Source organism: Myxococcus sp. CA051A, from assembly GCF_013336705.1.
Taxonomy (GTDB): Bacteria; Myxococcota; Myxococcia; order Myxococcales; family Myxococcaceae; genus Myxococcus; species Myxococcus llanfairpwllgwyngyllgogerychwyrndrobwllllantysiliogogogochensis.
The window spans coordinates 691,741-708,756 of record NZ_JABUMS010000001.1 but is presented as its reverse complement, the minus strand read 5'-3'; the positions used below and the strand labels follow the sequence as shown (position 1 = coordinate 708,756).

General features: G+C 69.3%; 15 protein-coding genes. 10 read left to right on the top strand and 5 right to left on the bottom strand.

Going from position 1 to position 17,016, the window contains the following annotated elements; genetic code table 11:
- Positions 1 to 104 precede the first annotated feature (104 nt).
- From HUA74_RS02900 to HUA74_RS02870, 7 genes are all read left to right on the top strand, one after another.
- Positions 105 to 1,091 carry a D-glycerate dehydrogenase gene (locus tag HUA74_RS02900; protein ID WP_174453327.1) on the top strand — a complete coding sequence of 329 codons (987 nt, stop codon included), beginning with the start codon at positions 105 to 107 and terminating at the stop codon, positions 1,089 to 1,091.
- A complete protein-coding gene (locus HUA74_RS02895; RefSeq protein ID WP_141641066.1) occupies positions 1,088 to 1,642 on the top strand; it encodes an adenine phosphoribosyltransferase in 555 nt (184 codons plus the stop codon). The genes HUA74_RS02900 and HUA74_RS02895 overlap by 4 nt, the downstream gene beginning before the upstream one ends.
- Before the next feature lie 117 nt (positions 1,643 to 1,759).
- Positions 1,760 to 2,602, top strand: coding sequence for an alpha/beta fold hydrolase (locus HUA74_RS02890; RefSeq protein WP_174453326.1), 843 nt, complete (start codon positions 1,760 to 1,762; stop codon positions 2,600 to 2,602).
- 84 nt (positions 2,603 to 2,686) lie between these two features.
- A complete protein-coding gene (locus tag HUA74_RS02885) occupies positions 2,687 to 3,295 on the top strand; it encodes a TetR/AcrR family transcriptional regulator (RefSeq protein ID WP_174453325.1) in 609 nt (202 codons plus the stop codon).
- Complete coding sequence (locus HUA74_RS02880; RefSeq protein WP_174453324.1) at positions 3,292 to 4,503, top strand: MFS transporter; 1,212 nt, start codon at positions 3,292 to 3,294, stop codon at positions 4,501 to 4,503. The genes HUA74_RS02885 and HUA74_RS02880 overlap by 4 nt, the downstream gene beginning before the upstream one ends.
- A complete protein-coding gene (coaD, locus tag HUA74_RS02875; protein ID WP_141641062.1) occupies positions 4,500 to 4,997 on the top strand; it encodes a pantetheine-phosphate adenylyltransferase in 498 nt (165 codons plus the stop codon). The genes HUA74_RS02880 and coaD overlap by 4 nt, the downstream gene beginning before the upstream one ends.
- Positions 4,994 to 5,740, top strand: a complete 747-nt coding sequence (locus HUA74_RS02870) for an MBL fold metallo-hydrolase (RefSeq protein ID WP_174453323.1) — start codon at positions 4,994 to 4,996, stop codon at positions 5,738 to 5,740. The genes coaD and HUA74_RS02870 overlap by 4 nt, the downstream gene beginning before the upstream one ends.
- Positions 5,741 to 5,792: 52 nt before the next feature.
- Here the strand turns inward: HUA74_RS02870 and HUA74_RS02865 are convergent, their stop codons facing one another.
- On the bottom strand, positions 5,793 to 7,688 hold the full coding sequence (locus HUA74_RS02865) for an alpha-amylase family glycosyl hydrolase (RefSeq protein WP_174453322.1): 1,896 nt from the start codon (positions 7,686 to 7,688) through the stop codon (positions 5,793 to 5,795).
- 242 nt (positions 7,689 to 7,930) lie between these two features.
- Between HUA74_RS02865 and HUA74_RS02860 the strand changes: the two genes are divergently transcribed.
- Positions 7,931 to 9,550 carry a bifunctional UDP-sugar hydrolase/5'-nucleotidase gene (locus HUA74_RS02860; protein WP_174453321.1) on the top strand — a complete coding sequence of 540 codons (1,620 nt, stop codon included), beginning with the start codon at positions 7,931 to 7,933 and terminating at the stop codon, positions 9,548 to 9,550.
- A 196-nt stretch (positions 9,551 to 9,746) separates the two neighbouring features.
- On the top strand, positions 9,747 to 10,835 hold the full coding sequence (locus tag HUA74_RS02855) for an isopenicillin N synthase family oxygenase (RefSeq protein WP_174453320.1): 1,089 nt from the start codon (positions 9,747 to 9,749) through the stop codon (positions 10,833 to 10,835).
- Between the two features lie 24 nt (positions 10,836 to 10,859).
- Here the strand turns inward: HUA74_RS02855 and HUA74_RS02850 are convergent, their stop codons facing one another.
- Positions 10,860 to 11,633: a YdcF family protein gene (locus tag HUA74_RS02850; RefSeq protein WP_174453319.1), complete on the bottom strand. Its 774-nt coding sequence runs from the start codon at positions 11,631 to 11,633 to the stop codon at positions 10,860 to 10,862.
- A 16-nt stretch (positions 11,634 to 11,649) separates the two neighbouring features.
- The gene (locus tag HUA74_RS02845; protein WP_174453318.1) at positions 11,650 to 12,495 is read right to left on the bottom strand and encodes an NAD(+)/NADH kinase; all 846 of its coding nucleotides are present in this window, start codon (positions 12,493 to 12,495) and stop codon (positions 11,650 to 11,652) included.
- Positions 12,496 to 12,613: 118 nt separating this feature from the next.
- On the opposite strand from HUA74_RS02845, the gene HUA74_RS02840 reads away from it, so the two are divergent.
- Positions 12,614 to 13,945, top strand: coding sequence for a replication-associated recombination protein A (locus HUA74_RS02840; protein ID WP_141641055.1), 1,332 nt, complete (start codon positions 12,614 to 12,616; stop codon positions 13,943 to 13,945).
- A gap of 1 nt (position 13,946) precedes the next feature.
- On the opposite strand, the gene HUA74_RS02835 is transcribed toward HUA74_RS02840, so the two are convergent.
- Positions 13,947 to 15,413 (bottom strand): sigma-54 dependent transcriptional regulator, encoded by a 1,467-nt coding sequence (locus tag HUA74_RS02835; protein ID WP_141641054.1) that lies wholly within the window; start codon positions 15,411 to 15,413, stop codon positions 13,947 to 13,949.
- Positions 15,410 to 16,990, bottom strand: coding sequence for an ATP-binding protein (locus HUA74_RS02830; protein WP_141641053.1), 1,581 nt, complete (start codon positions 16,988 to 16,990; stop codon positions 15,410 to 15,412). Before HUA74_RS02830 ends, HUA74_RS02835 begins: the two co-directional genes overlap by 4 nt.
- Between the last annotated feature and the right edge of the window lie 26 nt (positions 16,991 to 17,016).

The window sequence follows — 17,016 nt, the reverse complement described above, 5'->3', positions numbered from 1 at the left end:
CTGCCACTAGCACAGCAAGAGGGCTCCCGCTCGCGGGAAATGTGGATGAGTCGGCCAGCGGAAGCAGCCACCGACATCAGGCTATGAGACCATCAACGCTCGCCATGGCCCGGACCGTCCGCCCCCGTGTCTTCGTGACCCGCCAGCTCCCTGGAGAGGCCCTCGGCCGACTGAGCAGGCATGTGGACCTGTCCGTCTGGGAGGAGGAACTGCCACCTTCCCGTGACACCTTGATGGCCCAGGCGGCCCTCTGCGAGGGGCTCGTCACCTTGCTGACGGACCGGGTCGACGCTCGCCTGCTTGACTGCGCCCCGAACCTCCGGGCGGTCAGCAACGTGGCCGTGGGCTACGACAATATCGACGTTCCCGCCTGCACCGGGCGGCGCGTGGCGGTGGGAAATACCCCAGGCGCCCTCACGGAGACCTCCGCGGACTTCGCCTTCGCCCTGATTCTGGGGCTGGCCCGGCGCGTGGCGGAGGCGGACGCCTTCGTCCGGGCGGGCAAGTGGAAGACCTGGAGCCCCACCCTCCTCCTGGGGACGGATGTGTACGGCGCCACCCTGGGTATCGTCGGCCCGGGGGCCATCGGCTTGGCGGTGGCCCGGCGGGCCCGGGGCTTCGGGATGCGCATCCTGTACGTCAGCCGCGAGCCGAAACCGGCGCTGGAGGCCCAGACGGGCGCCCGCCAGGTGGACAAGGCCACGCTCCTGGCCGAAGCGGACATCCTCACCCTGCATGTCCCGTTGACGCCCGCGACGAAGCACTGGGTGGGACGCGCGGAGCTGGCGGCGATGAAGCCGGGGGCGCTGCTCGTCAATACGGCGCGAGGCGGAGTCATCGACCAGGACGCCCTCGTCGAGGCCCTTCGCGAGGGAAAGCTGGGCGGCGCGGCCCTGGACGTGACGCAGCCCGAGCCCCTTTCCCCGGACAGCCCGCTGATGACCCTGCCCAACGTCCTGCTGGCGCCGCACATCGCCAGCGCGTCACATGCCACGCGGGGGCGCATGGCCTCCATGGCGGTGGACAACCTGCTGGCCGCGCTGGGGGGACGGCGGCCACCCCACTGCGTCAACCCGGAGGTCTTCGAATGAGCCTGCCCGCCGCGAGCATCACCGACACCACCCTCGTCGCCGACCTGAATGCCCGCCTGCGCGACGTGCCGGACTTCCCCAAGCCGGGCATCGTCTTCAAGGACATCACCCCCGTGCTCGCGGACCCGCGCCTGTTCGGCCGGGTCATCAACGCCATGGCCGCGCCGTTCCGGGGCCAGCACATCACCAAGGTCGTCGGCGTGGAGGCCCGCGGCTTCCTCCTCGGAGCGCCCATCGCCCTCGCGCTGGGCTCGGGCTTCGTCCCGGCGCGCAAGCCGGGCAAGCTGCCCCACCGCTCCATCGTGGAGCGCTACTCGTTGGAGTACGGCGCGGATGGCGTGGAGATGCACGAGGACGCCATCCTCCAGGGCGAGCGCGTGCTGGTGGTGGATGACGTGCTCGCCACCGGAGGCACGGCGGAGGCCACCGCGAAGCTGGTGAAGCGACTGGGCGGAGAGCTGGTGGGCTTCAGCTTCCTCATCAGCCTCGACTTCCTCGAGGGGCCCCAGCGACTGGGGCGCGACAAGGTGACGACGCTGCTGACGTTCTGACGGGACGCCCCGGCAAGTCCGAGCGGCCCGGGCCTCCATCCCTTCCCCGCCCGCCTGCTGCCACGCTTCCGGCGCATGTCCACCTGAGGAAAGAAGCCTCGTTCGACAGGGGGAGACATGCCCGAGGTGCGCTCCACCGGTGGTGCCCGCATTCGCTACGACGACGTCGGCCAGGGAGCGCTCACGCTGCTCTTCATTCCCGGCTGGTGCACCCGCCGCGACATCTTCAGTCCTCTCGTCACCCTCTGTGCCGAGCGACACCGGGTGCTCTGCGTGGACCTGCGCGGCCACGGAGAATCCGAACACGGTGACGAAGACTTCGACAGCGACACCGTGCTCGAGGACCTGCTCGCCGTGATTGACGCCAGCGGCGCGCGACAGGTGGTGCCGGTGGCCATCTCCCATGCGGGTTTCCTGGCGCTGGAGCTGCGGCGCGAGCTGGGCGCGGAGCGAATCCCCCAGCTCGTGGTGCTGGACTGGATTGTCACCGAGCCGCCCCCGCCCTTCCTGGCGACGCTTCGGGGCCTGATGTCGGAGCGCTGGGGACGCACGCGCGACGAGCTGTTCCAGCAGTGGACCCGGGGCGTGGAGAACAAGGACGTCCTGCGCGCCGTCCATGAGGACATGCTCGAGTTCTCCGAGGAGATGTGGGCCCGGGCCGCGCGCGAAATCGCCGCCGCCTACTCGCGGGAGGGCTCACCGCTTCGCGCACTCGCCGGACTGAGCCCCGCGACGCCGACGCTGCACCTGTACTCGCAGCCGGACACGCACGACTACCTGGAGACCCAGGTGGCCTTCGCCGCCACCCATCCGTGGTTCCACGTCATGAGGCTGCCCGCCGTCAGCCACCTGCCCACGCTGGAGGTACCGGGGCTCGTCGCCGTCGGAATCGAGGCCCTCGTCTCGGGACGGAGGACCGCCGTCAGCACGACCCACCCGGACCTCGGCCCCCAGGGCTGACCTCCCCCCGCCGCCCCAGGAGCGATTGACACCACGACTCCGCCTGTTTATAAGTTGGTCACACAACCAATAAACAAGGCCATCATGCCCCGTCCGTCCAACACCGAGGAGCGCCGACAGCAAATCGTCTCGGGCCTGCTGCGGGTCATGTCGGAGCGCGGCTATGAGCGGGCCTCCGTCAACGAAATCGCGAAGGCGGCGGGCCTGAGTCCGGGGCTGGTGCACTACCACTTCAGCGACAAGCAGGAGATTCTGCTCGTGCTGGTGCAGCAGCTCGCGGCGCGCGCGCGGGAGCGGGTGGCGAAGCGCTTCGAGCGGCTTGGAGCCGACGATGCGCGCGGCCGTATCGACGCCTTCCTGGACGCCTTCCTCGCGACGGGCGCGGACGCGGACACGAGCGCGGTGGCGGGCTGGGTCACCATCAGCGCGGAGGCGATTCGTCAGCCGGAGGTCCGCGCCGCCTACGAGCAGGTGGTGCGCGCGGACCTGGAGCAGCTCGAGGCGCTGGTGGCGATGCTGGTGGGAAAGCGCAAGGCGCGGGCGCTGGCGGCGGGACTCTTCGCGGCGGTGCAGGGCTACTTCGTCCTCTCGGCCAGCTCGCCCGGACTGGTGCCGGCAGGCTCCGCCGCGAACACCGTGAAGCACATGGCCGCGGGCCTCCTGGACACCTCGGCGGCGAGGGAGGGCGCATGAAGACCTCCACGAAGCTGGGCCTCCTCTCGAGCCTCTATCTCTCGCAGGGCCTGCCGTTCGGCTTCTTCACACAGGCGCTCCCGGTGCTGCTGCGCCACCAGGGCCTGTCGCTTCCGGCCATCGGACTGGCCCATCTGCTCGCGCTGCCATGGGCCCTGAAGTTCCTCTGGGCCCCCTTCATGGACCGGCATGGCTCCGCGCGCTGGGGGCTGCGTCGCGGCTACATCCTCCCGTTGCAGTGCCTCAGCGCGGGCCTGTTGCTGTCGCTCGCGCTGCCCGACTCCACGGTGGACACGCGCCTGCTGCTCGCGGCGGTGCTCGGCGTCAACCTGCTGGCGGCGACACAGGACGTGGCGACCGACGGGCTCGCGGTGACACTGCTTTCGCCCTCCGAGCGCGGCTGGGGCAACGGCATCCAGGTGGCCGCCTATCGCGTGGGCATGATTCTGGGCGGCGGCGTCATGCTCGCCGTGTTCGACAAGGCGGGCTGGCGCCCCACGCTCCTGGCCCTCGGCCTGACGTTGCTCGTCGCCACCGTGCCCGTGGCCCTCTACCGCGAGCCGCCCACCGAGCCCGCCCCCCGCGCGAGCCTGGGCCTCGAATGGTGGTGGCGACGCCCGGGCGCCGCGACGTGGCTCATCCTGCTCGTCGTCTACAAGGCGGGCGAGGCGCTGGCCACGGGCATGCTGCGCACCTTCCTGGTGGACCGGGGCCTGACACTGACGGACATCGCGTGGCTGCTGGGAGGCGTGGGCTTCACGGCGGGGCTCCTGGGCGCGCTCATCGGCGGCAGCCTCGTGGTGAAGCTCGGACGGCGCAGGGCGCTGCTGCTCTTCGGCGTCATCCAGGCCACGGCGGTGCTGCTGTACGCGCTCGTCGCCAGCTTCCCTTCGTCGATGCCCTGGCTCACCGCCGTGTGCGCCGTGGAGCACGTGGCCAGCGGCATGGCCACCGCCACCGTCTTCACCGCGATGATGGACGCATGCAGGCCCGAGCACGCCGCCACCGACTACACCGTGCAGGCCTCGCTGGTGGTGCTCGCCACCGGCGCGGCGGCGGCCGTCAGCGGCTTCAGCGCGCAGGCCCTGGGCTACCCCGGACACTTCGCCCTGTCCGCGATGCTCTGCCTCGCGGGCACGCTCTACGTGGCACTCGCCTTCCACCCGTCCCGAGAGCCAACGCCCGGGACACCCGAGGTGTCGTCGTGACCATCGCCGTCTATGCAGGCAGCTTCGACCCCGTCACGGCGGGACACCTGTCCGTCGTGCGACAGGCCGCGCGATTGTTCGGCCACGTCGTCGTCGTGGTGGCCATCAACCCCGCCAAGAACACCCTGCTCTCCCAGGACGAGCGCATGGCGCTGGTGCGCGAGGCCGTGGCCATGCACCCCAACGTCACGGTGGCGTGGACGCAAGGCCTCATCGTCGACTACGCGCGGGCCATCGGCGCAAGCGTGCTCCTGCGCGGCGTGCGCGGGGCCACCGATGCGCAATTCGAGACGGAGCTCGCCCAGAACAACCGCGCGCTCGCCCCCGAAATCTCCACCCTCTTCCTCCCCGCCGAGGCCCACCTCGCCGAGGTGAGCAGCAGCGGCCTCAAGCAGCGCGTCGCCCGGGGCGAGGACGTTTCGGCCTTCTGTCCTCCCTCGGTCGCGGCGAAGCTGCGCGAGCGACTCGACCCGTCCCTCCGGAGCCAGCCATGAGCCTGTCCTTCACTCCCCTGGGCGTCGGTGACGCCTTCTCCGCCCTCTACTATTCCTCGTGTCTGGCGGTGGAGGCGGAGGACCAGGTGCTCCTCGTGGACTGTCCGCACCCCATCCGGAAGATGATGCGCGAGGCGGCCCTGTCCTCCGGCGTCCCGCTCGACGTGGACCGCGTCAGCGCCGTGGCCCTCACGCACCTGCACGCGGACCACGCCTCCGGCCTGGAGGGCCTGGGCTACTTCTCCTTCTTCGTGCTCAAGAAGAAGCTGGAGCTGCTCACCCATCCGGACGTGGCCGAACGGCTCTGGGAGGGCCACCTGGCCGCGGGCATGGAGTGCCTCATCGAGAAGCGGGGAGAGCCTCCCAACCCGAAGCACTTCGAGGACTACTTCGAGCACACGCCGCTCTCCACCGAGTCGGCCGTGCGGCACGGGCCCTTCCTCATCGAAGCCCGGATGACGTACCACCACGTGCCCACCACCGCGCTGCGCATCCACGCGGGAGGCCGATGCCTGGGCTACAGCGCGGACACCGCCTTCGACGAGGGCCTCATCGACTGGCTGTCACGCGCGGACCTGGTCATCCACGAGACGAACTACGGCGTGCACACGCCCTACGAAAAGCTCGCCGCGCTGCCCGAAGGACTGCGCGCGCGCATGCGCCTCATCCACTACCCCGACGACTTCGACACCGCGGCCAGCGTCATCGAGCCGCTGCAGCAAGGCCGTCGCTACACCGTCTGAGGACCGGGCGCCCGCCCGGTGAGGCAACGGGCGCCCACGTCCCAGTCACCCGTTACTGCGAGAAGATGAGCAGCGAGTACGGGCCAATGGCGAAGTTCGCGTTTTGGGCCATGCCGTCCTTGGCGCCGCTGTTCGTGGAGGTGTTCGCCGACGGGGTGTTGCCGAAGTCGGACGAGTACCCGTTCCAGTCGCTGTTGAAGCGCAGGTACCACGTCCCCGCCCGGGGGAAGCCGATGTTGTAGCTGGAGTAGGAGGTGCCGCTGAAGTTGGCGACGATGACGACGTCATCCCCTCCGCCACCGCTGTCCCAGCGGTGATACGCGAGCACCTTGTTGGTGTTGTTGACGTGGTGGACGTTGACGTTGCCACCGCGCAGGCCGCGCGTGTTGTTGTTCCAGTTGCGGCGCAGGCGGATGAGGTCGCGGTACAGCGTCTTGATGCCGCCATAGGGGGTCAGCTTGCCCCAGTCCAGCGGGTCCCCGTCCGCGAAGTAGCCATCCTCCAGGAACTCCTGCCCCTGGAACATCATCGGGATGCCCGGAGAGGTGAACGTAATCCCCGCGACGAGCGTGGAGCGCTTCTTCGCCGCCCAGCTCCCCGCGTTGCCCGGCCAGATTTCCTCCGGCACGCGCGCATGGCCGTTGGCCACCTCGTCGTGGCTCTCCGTGTAGATGACGCGCGCGTGAGAGCGGCCGCTGAAGCGCTGGGTAATCGCGTCACGCACCGCGAGCATGTTCCGGTTGGCGTCGTTCTGCTCGATGGCCGCCGTGCGCAGGGGGTGCACGAACTCCGCCGTCCACTGCGCGTCGAAGCCCGCGCCGCCCGCGAAGTCGCTCGTCGCGTCGTTGGTGATGGAGTCACCGCCGCCGAAGTCCTCGGCGATGGAGATCTTCCAGGGCTTGTTCGCGTTGATTTCACGGTTGATGGAGCGGAACACCTGCCACGCCGACGGGATGTCACCCGAGCCGTCAATCGTGCGCATGTACTTCGTGGCGTCCCAGCGCAGACCGTCCGCGCGGAAGTTGTCCAGCAGGTTCATCATCGAGTCGCGGATGTACGCACGCACCTCGGGACGGCCGTAGTCCGGGCGCGTGTCGCCCCACGGCGTCACCTTGCGGTTGTCGGTGAAGAAGTACTCGCCGCCGTTGCCCAGGCAGTCGCCGCTGAAGCACCACATGGGCAGGTCACTGGGCCCGTAGTGGTTGTGCACCACGTCGAAGATGACGCCGATGCCCCGGTAGTGCGCCTCGTCCACGAAGTGCTTCATGTCGTTGGGCGAGCCATACGCGCTCTCCGGCGCGAACGGGAAGGCCGCGTTGTAGCCCCAGGAGAAGTCCCCGGCGAACTCATACGCCGGCATCACCTTCACCATGTTGACGCCCAAGTCTCGCAGGTAGTCGAGCTTGGCGATGGCGCTGTTCCAGTTGCCCGGCCCGAAGCCCGGAGAGTCGTGGAACGTGCCCACGTGCATCTCGTAGATGACCATGTCGTTGAAGGCCGGCGTGCTGAACTGCTGCGCGTTCCACCAGTACTCGCCGTGGTCATAGATGATGCTGGCGCCCGTGGAGTTCTCCTGCCACGCCGAGCGCGGGTCCGCGCGCCACGCGTCGCTGCCCCACTGGTTGCGCGTCACGAACTTGTACTTCTGCCCCTTCACCGCGCCCGCGACGTCGGCGGAGAAGTTGCCGTTGAACTCGTTGCCCAGCTCCACCCAACCCCAACTGCTGAAGTCGCCCGCCACGAAGACGCGACTGGCCAGCGGCGCCCAGGTGCGGAACGTCGTACCACCCGAATAGACAGTGGCTCCCATGCCCGGCCGCGTCGATGACGTGAGCTGCTGGACGACCTGCGCTGTCTCCTGACCGGAGCCCTGTTGCTTCTCGAGCGCGGCCTCGCCGCAGCCGAACAAACCGGCCAGCAGCAACGCGCTCAACACGTTGTGTCGCATGGTGACAACCTCCTCTTGTGGTCAAGGCGGGTCCTAGCAACCGCAGTGAAGTGCGAGCAAACCGCCTACGTGTGATTCCTGTAACTTTCGGTCATGACACGCCGCAGCAGCGATTCACGTTTTCCAGGGATGACGTCGAATCAAGGCGGGGCGTGAAGGCGGGGGTGCTCGCCTTCGCCTCGTGAGTGCGCTACTTCCGCGAGCCCCGGCGCCGTGCGGGCGCCCCTGGAGAACGACTCGCGATGACGACCTCGACAGCGCTGGCCCGACGTGGGGCCCTGCTCCTGCCGCTCGCGCTGTTCCTGGCACTGACTCCGAGCCACGCGCGGGCCGCCGTCCCCGCCGCGCCCAAGGGCACGACGCGACTGACATTCCTGCACCTGGCGGACGTGTACCAGGTGCAGCCCCAGGAGCATGGCGACCGGGGAGGGCTGGCGCGGGTGGCCACGCTGCGCAAGCAGGTGCTGAAGGAGTCCCCTGCTCCGCATGTGCTGACGCTGCTGGGAGGCGACACGCTGTCGCCGTCGGTGGAGTCGCTGCTCGACGTGGACGGCAAGCAGCTCAAGGGCCGGCACATGGTGGATGCGTGGAACGCGCTGGGCCTGGATGTCGCGGTGCTGGGCAACCACGAGTTCGACTTCGGCGACGACGTGCTGCGCGAGCGCATCCGCCAGTCGCGCTTCCCATGGCTGGGCGCCAACGTGACGGACGCGAAGACGGGCGCGCTGTTCGAGGGCGTGAAGGCCTACGAGGTCCGCGAGCTGGGGGGCATCCCCGTGGGCCTGTTCGGCGTGGTGCTGACCGAGACGAAGACCTCGACGAAGGCGGGGCCGGACACCCAGTTTGGCGACATCTGCGCGGCGGCGAAGGACGCGGTGGCGAAGCTGCGCGAGGCCGGGGCCAAGGTCGTCGTGGGGCTGACGCACCTGCCGTTGGAGCAGGACCGGCAGCTGGCGAAGTGCGTGAAGGTGGACGTGATTCTGGGCGGGCATGACCACGTGGGCGCGGCGGACCGCACCACGGGCACGCCCATCTTCAAGGTGCCCGCGGAGGCGGAGGAGCTGGGCCGGCTCTCGCTGGACGTGGACCCCGCGACGGGCACGGTGCGCAAGGTGTCCTGGACGCGGATTCCCGTCACGAAGAAGGTGCCGGAGGACGCGGAGTTCAACGAGGCGATGAAGGCCTATGGGCCGCTGTTCGCCCGGCTGGCGGAGCCCGTGGGCCGCACGCCGGTGGCCCTGGATGCGCGCAGCACGCAGGTGCGCACGCGGGAGACGAACCTGGGCTCATTCGTCGCGGACGCCTTCCGCGAGGCCGCGGGCGCGGACGTGGCCGTCGTCAACGGGGGCGCGCTGCGCGCGGACACCGTGCTGCCCGCGGGTGTCATGACGCGCCGGGATTTGCACTCGCTGATGCCCTACACGGACGAGCTCGTGGTGGTGGAGCTCCGAGGCGCCACGCTGCGCGCGGCCCTGGAGAATGGCGTCAGCCTGGCTCGCGAGGACTCGAGGCCGGGCCGCTTCCTCCAGGTCTCCGGCATGCGCTTCACGTTCGACCCGCGCAAGCCCGCCGGAGCGCGCGTGGTGGACGTGAAGGTCCACGGCAAGCCGCTGGACGCCGAGGCCACGTACCGGCTCGCCACGCTGAGCTTCCTCACCAGCGGCAAGGATGGCTACGACGTGCTCAAGGGCCAGCCCACCACGCCCGCGCTGAAGGACGGACGCTCGCCGCTGGACGTGCTCGCGGACGCGTTCAAGTCAGGCAAGCCCGCGCCGCGCGCGAAGGCCGAAGGCCGCATCACCCGCCTGGGCGGAAGCGCGCTCGCCCCGGATGCGCGCAGACCCGCACCTGCGCTGAAATAGCCCTGGCTGGAATTCGCGCGCCCTCGCATCCAGTTTCAGACAATCCGACCGCTTGAAACCTGGGTGCATTTCGCCCCGTGTCTGGCAATGAACGCGAGGGATTGCTCCACTCGCGCGCCGGCGGAGCACCCCTTCATCTCCGACGAGACAAACCCGGCCCGGGAGAGCTCCCCACCACCCCCACGCGGGAGTTCCCATGGCCGAGTTGGAGACGTTTCAATTGCCGCAATCCGTGAGTGGAAGCGAGTCCGACGTCGCGCTCGGGCTCACCCTGATTCGAGCCTGGCGACGCGACGGCATCTTCCAGCTCCGGATGAGTGAGGCCCAGTCGGAGAAGGCCCAACGCGCCTTCGAGTCGAGCCGCCGCTTCTTCCGCCAACCCCTGGAGGACAAGGCCCGGTGCGTGAGTGATTCGACGTACAGCGGCTACGTCGCCTCCGGCGAGGAGCTGACGGCGGGCGAGGCGGACTACTCGGAGATCTTCACCGTCTGCAAGGACGTGCCCCTCACGGATGCGCGCGTGCAGGCGCGCTGGCCCTGCCATGGCCCCGCGCCCTGGCCGGACGAGACGTACCGCCGCGACATGAAGGACCACACCGACGAGCTCGGCTCCACGGGAGAGCGCCTGTTGCGACTGGTCGCGCTGGGCCTGGGGCTGGAGGTGGGCGCCCTCACGGCGCTGACGCGGGATGGCTGGCACCACATGCGCGTGCTGCGCTTCCCCGCCCGCTCCGCCACGGCGACGCGCGGCATCGGCGCGCACACCGACTACGGGCTGCTGGTCATCGCCGCGCAGGACGACGTGGGAGGGCTCTACATCCGCCCGCCCGTCGAGGGAGAGAAGCGCCGCCGCAACTGGCTGCCAGGTGAGAGCTCCGCGGGCATGTACGAGCACGACGAGCCGTGGACCTTCGTGAAGCCCGTGCCCGATGTCCTGACGGTGTTCCCGGGCGACATCCTCCAGTTCCTCACGCGGGGATATCTCCTGTCGACGCCGCACAAGGTGGCGCTCAACACGCGCGAGCGCTTCGCGATGGCCTACTTCCACGAGCCCCACTTCGAGGCGTGCGTCCGCCCCCTGATGACGCCCGGGCCCGACGAGTACATCCACTACGGCTCGCACTTCACGAACATGTTCATGCGCTGCTACCCGGACCGCATCACCACCCAGCGCATCCTCGACGAGGACCGGCTGACGACGCTCGCCTGGCTGCGAGAGGACGCCGTCCTGCGCACCGCGCCCGTGGAAGACCTGCCCCTGCCCCTGCACCGCGCGGCGAGCTGAGCCCTCAGGACGACGACGCCACCGTCACGGCGTCGTCCACCCTCGAAGCCGATACACGATTCGCCCCGCCAGCTCGCGCAGCACGTCGGTGCTCTGCGACAAGGAGGACGCCCGAGGCACCCAGCTCAATCGCCCCGGGCGCGTGGCCGGCATCCGCGCGTCCACCGGCAGCGTGTCCGGCCGCAGGCCCACCGCGGCGAAGCAGCCCGCGGCGCGAGGCATGTGCGCCGCGCTCGTCACCAGCAGCAGCCGCTTCCAGCCCCGCTCGCGAATGATGCGCTCGGACTCCAGCGCGTTCTCCCGCGTGTTCCGGCTCCTGCCCTCGGTGACGATGCGCTCCGAGGGCACGCCCCATTCCTGGAGCAGGCGCGACAGCACGTCCGCCTCCACCACCGCCTGGGGACGCGGGTCCAACGAGCCTCCCGAGATGAAGACGTGACTCGCGCGCCCCTCGCGCACGAGTTCGAAGCCCTTCAGCACGCGCTCCGACGCGGCGTTGAACTCGATGCGGCCCGAGCGCTCCGTGGCGGACGGGTCCAACCCTCCGCCCAGGACGATGACAGCGTCGTACGTCACGCCCGGCACGGACGTGTCTTGTGCGCCCGACTCCGCCGCGTACGTCAGGAGCGTGGACACCGCCTCGGTGGAGAAGAGGTAGAGCACCAGCAGTCCCGCGGCGGCGAGCCCTCGGGAGAGCCGGGGCCCGCGGCGAACAAGGCCGCTGACGAGCAGGAGCAGCAACGCCCAGGTGAGCGGTGCCAGGAAGAGGTCCAGCACCTTCGAGAGAATCAGGAACACGTGGCGCGGAGGCCCTTCAGCGCTCGCCCCAGTGGAGCTTCTGGCGAAGGATGGAGAAGTAGGCCACGCGGGGGTTTCGCACCAGGTTGACGCGGTTGGCGGAGCGCACCACCTCGATGCAGTCGCCGCCCTGCAGGCCGTGGCCCGTCTGCCCATCCAGCGTGAGGTACGTGTCCGCCGTCTCGCTGCGCAGCGTGATTCGGATGGTCCGGTCCGCCGGCACGACGATGGAGCGCTGGGTGAGCGCGTGCGAGCAGATGGGCGACAGCACCGTGCAGTCCACCGACGGGTGGACGATGGGGCCACCGGCCGACAGCGAGTAGGCCGTGGAGCCCGTGGGCGTGGCGAGGATGACGCCGTCCGCCTTGTACGTGGTGATGGGCACCCCATCGATGGACGTCTCGTGGTCGGCGATGCGCGCCAGGGCGCCCTTGTTGATGACCACGTCGTTGAGGATTTCGTCCTCGATGAGCACGCTGCCGTTGCGGATGAGCCGGCACGTCAGCTTCATGCGCGAGTCCACCTGGAAGCGGCCGGCCTGCACCTCCTCCAGCGTGGAGAACAGCTCCTCCACGGGAACCTCCGTCATGAAGCCCAGGCTGCCCAGGTTGACGCCCAGGATGGGGACGCCGCGCCCTCCCAGGAGCCGCGCCGCGTAGATGAGGGTGCCGTCACCTCCCAGCACCACCGTCAGGTCCGCTCGGGCCGCCAGCTCCCGGTCCTCCACCCGAGGCCACCCCAGGACATGGGCCAGGGAGCGGTCCCCCAGCACGGTGAGATGCGGGTAGTGCTCGCGGATACGGGCCGCCAGCGCCACCGCCTCCGGGTTGTCCTTCTTCGCGACGATGACGAGGGTCTGCACGCGGGAGGCTTTTTAATCCAGGCGGGCACCCGGGCGCTCCCCTGATTTGCGCAAGGGCTCTCCCATCGGACAGACGCCCCGGCGAGGAGCCCTTCGGGGCGCTAGGTTTGGAGCTTCCATGGACCTCTTCGAACATGCCGGCCAGAAGGAGCAGGCCCGTCGGGCCCCGCTCGCGGAGCGGATGCGTCCACGCGCCCTCGACGAGTTCGTCGGCCAGGAGCACATCACCGGAGAGGGCCGCTTCCTGCGCCGGGCCATCGAGAGCGACCAGGTGCCCAGCCTCATCCTCTGGGGGCCTCCGGGCACCGGCAAGACGACGCTCGCGGGGCTGGTGGCCCGCTCCACCGGCGCCGCCTTCGACTCGGTGTCCGCCGTCCTCGCCGGCGTGAAGGACATCCGCGAGACGGTGGCCCGCGCCCAGGAGCGGTGGAACCTGCATCGCCAGCGCACCTTCCTGTTCATCGACGAAATCCACCGCTTCAACAAGTCGCAGCAGGACGCCCTGTTGCCCCACGTGGAGAAGGGCACCGTGACGCTCATCGGCGCCACCACGGAGAACCCGTCGTTCGAGGTCAACGCCGCGCTCCTGTCCCGCTGCCGCGTCGTCACCCTGCGCGGCCTGGAGGAGGAGGAGCTGGTGCCGCTCCTGCGCCGGGCCGTCGCGGACGCGCGCGGCCTGGGCGGCAAGGTGGTGGTGGAGGACGAGGCGCTGAGCTTCCTCGCGAGCACGGCCGGCGGAGACGCCCGCAAGGCCCTCACCGGCCTGGAGGTGGCCGCGGCCCACGGCGGAGAGAAGGTGGACCGCAAGGTCGCCGAGGAGGCCCTCCAGCAGAAGACGCTGCTCTACGACAAGGGCGGCGAGGAGCACTACAACGTCATCAGCGCCTTCATCAAATCCATGCGCGGCAGCGACGTGGACGGCGCGCTGTACTGGATGGTGCGCATGCTGGAGGCGGGCGAGGACCCCATCTTCGTCCTCCGGCGCATGGTCATCTTCGCCTCGGAGGACATCGGCAACGCGGACCCGCGCGCGTTGAGCGTTGCGGTGGACGCGCTGCGAGCCTTCCAGCTCGTGGGCCTGCCGGAGGGCACCCTGCCCCTCACCCAGGCCGTGACGTACCTGGCCCTGGCACCCAAGTCGAACGCGGTCATCGCCGCGTACACCGCCGTGCGCGAGGCCGTGACGAAGGAGGGCGCGCTGCCGGTGCCGCTGCACCTGCGCAACGCGCCCACGAAGCTGATGAAGTCCCTGGGCTACGGGGGCGGCTACAAGTACCCGCACAACTTCGAGGGCAACTACGTCCCGGAGGACTACCTGCCCGAGGCCCTGCGCGCCCGGAGCTTCTACACCCCCACCCGCAACGGGCACGAGGCGGAGCTGGCCGAGCGCTACGAAGCCATCCAACGCCAGCTCGCGGAGCGAGTCCGCGAGCCTGGCGAGGAGGGATGAACTAGGAGGCTGCTTCCAACGTCTCCACTCCGTCGACGTCGTCGTCCTTGAGGACGCGCGGCTTCATGGAGCGGCCGGCGACTTCGTACTGCTTGAGCAGGCGGCGGAAGTTGGAGCGGTCCACGCCCGCGGCGCGCGCGGCGCTGGAGACGTTCTGGTTGTTCTTCTCCAGGAGCGCGGACAGGTAGCGGCGCTCGAAGGCGCGCATCGCCAGGCGCTTGGCCTGGGCGTACGGCAGGTGCGCCAGCGAGAAGACCTCCACCGCCGAGTCGGCCTGCGGCGCCGACTGGAAGCCGGGCGGCAGGTCCTCCACGTCGATGACCTCGTTGCTGGTGAGCACCACCGCGCGCTCGATGACGTTCTCCAGCTCGCGCACGTTGCCCGTCCACCGGTTGCAGGTGAGGGCCTCCATGGCGCGCGGGGAGATGCCCGCCACCTTCTTGTCCGCCTTGGAGGCGTACAGCTTCAGGAAGTGGTGCGCGAGCAGCGGCACGTCCTGCGGCCTGTCGCGCAGGGGCGGCAGGTCGATGGTGATGACGTTGAGGCGATAGAAGAGGTCCTCGCGGAACTTGCCCTGCTCCTTGGCGCGGGACAGGTCCACGTGGGTGGCGGCGATGACGCGCACGTCCACCTTGACGGGCTCGTTGGCGCCCACGCGCTTGACTTCACCCTCCTGCAGCACGCGCAAGAGGCGCACCTGGGTGGCGGGAGGCACATCGCCAATCTCATCCAGGAAGATGGTGCCGCCGTCGGCCGCTTCAAACAGGCCCTTCTTGTTGCCCGTGGCGCCGGTGAAGCTGCCCTTGATGTGGCCGAACAGCTCGCTCTCCAGCAAGGTCTCCGTGAGCGCCGAGCAGTTGACGGCGACGAAGGGCTTGTCCTTGCGCGAGCTGCGGTAGTGGATGGCGCGCGCCACCAGCTCCTTGCCCGTGCCGCTCTCGCCCTGGATGAGCACCGTGGCGGTGGAGTGGCTGACGGTCTCCACCAGCTTGAAGACCGAGCGCATCTGCGGCGACTGGCCGATGAGGTCCTCGAACTGGCTGCGCACGGTGAGCGCCTCTTCCAGCGCGCGGGTGCGGTCCTTGAGCGCCTTGCGCTCGGCCGCCTTGGCCACCGTGAGGCTCACCTCGTCGATGTTCTCGAAGGGCTTGGTGAGGTAGTCGTACGCCCCCGCCTTCACCGCCTCCACCGCCGTCTCCACGGTGGCGAAGGCCGTCATCATGATGACCTCCACGTCCGGACGGTCCGCCTTGATTCCGCGGAGCAGGTCCATGCCGGACAGGTTCGGCATCTTGATGTCGAGGACGACGACGTCGATGGACGGGTCCTTGGCCGCCGTCAGACCTTCCACCGCGTCATCAATGGCCACCACCGGGTGGCCCTCGCGCTGGAGAATCTGCGTCACGGCCTTGAGGACGACGGAGTCGTCATCCACGACGAGGACTTTGGCGCGCTTGACTTGGTTCACGGCAACCTCTCGAGCTGCAGGGGAATGGGCAGGAAGACGGTGAAACGGGAGCCGGCGCCCACCTGGGTGTCGACGTGGAAGCTGCCCCCGTGGTCCTGGACGATGCGGTACGCGATGGACAGACCCAGCCCGGTGCCCTCACCGGGGGGTTTGGTGGTGAAGGAGGGCTCGAAGATGCGCGGCAGGTGCCGCTCCTCGATTCCGCAGCCGGTGTCGGACACCGCGAAGAAGCAGCGGTCTCCCTCGCGGCCCGTCTCCAGCGTCAGCTTTCCTTCGCGCCGGGGCAGCGCCTGAAGGCCATTCTGGAGCAGGTTGAGCACCACCTGCGCGAGCGTGCCGGGGTCCCCGTACACCTTGGGGAGCCCTTCCTTCAAACCCAGGGACAGCTCCGCGCGAGGCGTGGCCTTGATTTGCGCGCGGAAGAGCACCGCGGCGTCCTCCACGCAGCGCGACAGGTCGAACAGCCGCCGGTCCTCCACGCGGCTGTGCCGGCTGAACTTCAGCAGGCTCTCGACGATGCGCTTGCAGCGCAGCGCGCTCTCTTCAATCAGTCCCAGCGATTCCAGGTCCGCGTCATCGCGGCCCGCGTCGCGCGACATGAGCTGCGCGAACGCCAGGATGCCGCCCAGCGGATTGTTGATTTCATGCGCCACGCCCCCCGCCAGCTGCCCCACCGCCGCCATCTTCTCCGTCTCGATGAGCCGGCGCGTCATCGCCTGCTCCTCGGTGACGTCGCGATACGTGCACACCACCCGCTCATCCCCGGCCATGGGGTACGCGGCCACCACGTACGTCCTGCCCCCCTGCTGCACCTCACCGCGCGCGCCCTTGCCACTCTCCATCGCCGCCGGCAGCGGGCAGCCCGTGCACGGCTCGTTGCGGCCGAAGAGGTAGCGATAGCAGGCGACGTCCGACGGAATCTGTTCGATGGAGCGCCCGGCCACATGCGCGTACGCCAGGTTCGCCCGCCGCACCGCGAAGTCGCGACCGCGGACGACACACAGCGGCGTCTCCATGCAGTCGAACGACAGCTCCCACTCGCGCTTGGCCTGGCTGAGCATCCGCGTGCGCTGCGCGACGCGTTCCTCCAGGTCCGCGTTGAGCAGCTTCAGCTCCGCGTTCTGCGCCTGCGTCACCCGGTACAGCCGCTCGTTCTCCGCCTGCAGCGCGTACTGCTCGAACGCGCTCTTCACCGTCAGCACCAGGTGGCTGTCGTTCCAGGGCTTGGAGATGAAGCGGAAGATTTCGGAGCGGTTGATGGCCTCTTCAATGGCCTGCTGGTCCGCTTGCCCGGTGAGCATGATGCGCTGGGCGCGCGGCTCCTGCTGCTTCACCCGCGTCAGGAACTCCACCCCGTTCATCCCCGGCATGCGGAAGTCGGAGATGACGACCTCGGGACGGAACTCCTCCACCGTCCTCAGCGCCTGCTCGGCGTCCGTCGCGGTTTCGATATCCCAGTCACCCCGACGCAGCACCCGGCGGATGGACTTGAGGATGTTCTCCTCGTCGTCCACGAGCAGCAGCCGGCCGCGCGGGGCGGCTTCGGGCTTCGGGAGCTGTGCGGCGAGGGGTCCCATGGGATTCTTTCCGTCCCATGACATTT

Coding starts and splice junctions, on each gene's coding strand:
- HUA74_RS02860 (WP_174453321.1), top strand. CDS start 7,931: ATGACGACCTCGACAGCGCTGGCCCGACGTGGGGCCCTGCTCCTGCCG.
- HUA74_RS02855 (WP_174453320.1), top strand. CDS start 9,747: ATGGCCGAGTTGGAGACGTTTCAATTGCCGCAATCCGTGAGTGGAAGC.
- HUA74_RS02900 (WP_174453327.1), top strand. CDS start 105: ATGGCCCGGACCGTCCGCCCCCGTGTCTTCGTGACCCGCCAGCTCCCT.
- HUA74_RS02840 (WP_141641055.1), top strand. CDS start 12,614: ATGGACCTCTTCGAACATGCCGGCCAGAAGGAGCAGGCCCGTCGGGCC.
- HUA74_RS02885 (WP_174453325.1), top strand. CDS start 2,687: ATGCCCCGTCCGTCCAACACCGAGGAGCGCCGACAGCAAATCGTCTCG.
- HUA74_RS02895 (WP_141641066.1), top strand. CDS start 1,088: ATGAGCCTGCCCGCCGCGAGCATCACCGACACCACCCTCGTCGCCGAC.
- HUA74_RS02870 (WP_174453323.1), top strand. CDS start 4,994: ATGAGCCTGTCCTTCACTCCCCTGGGCGTCGGTGACGCCTTCTCCGCC.
- HUA74_RS02880 (WP_174453324.1), top strand. CDS start 3,292: ATGAAGACCTCCACGAAGCTGGGCCTCCTCTCGAGCCTCTATCTCTCG.
- HUA74_RS02865 (WP_174453322.1), bottom strand. CDS start 7,688: ATGCGACACAACGTGTTGAGCGCGTTGCTGCTGGCCGGTTTGTTCGGC.
- HUA74_RS02830 (WP_141641053.1), bottom strand. CDS start 16,990: ATGGGACCCCTCGCCGCACAGCTCCCGAAGCCCGAAGCCGCCCCGCGC.
- HUA74_RS02890 (WP_174453326.1), top strand. CDS start 1,760: ATGCCCGAGGTGCGCTCCACCGGTGGTGCCCGCATTCGCTACGACGAC.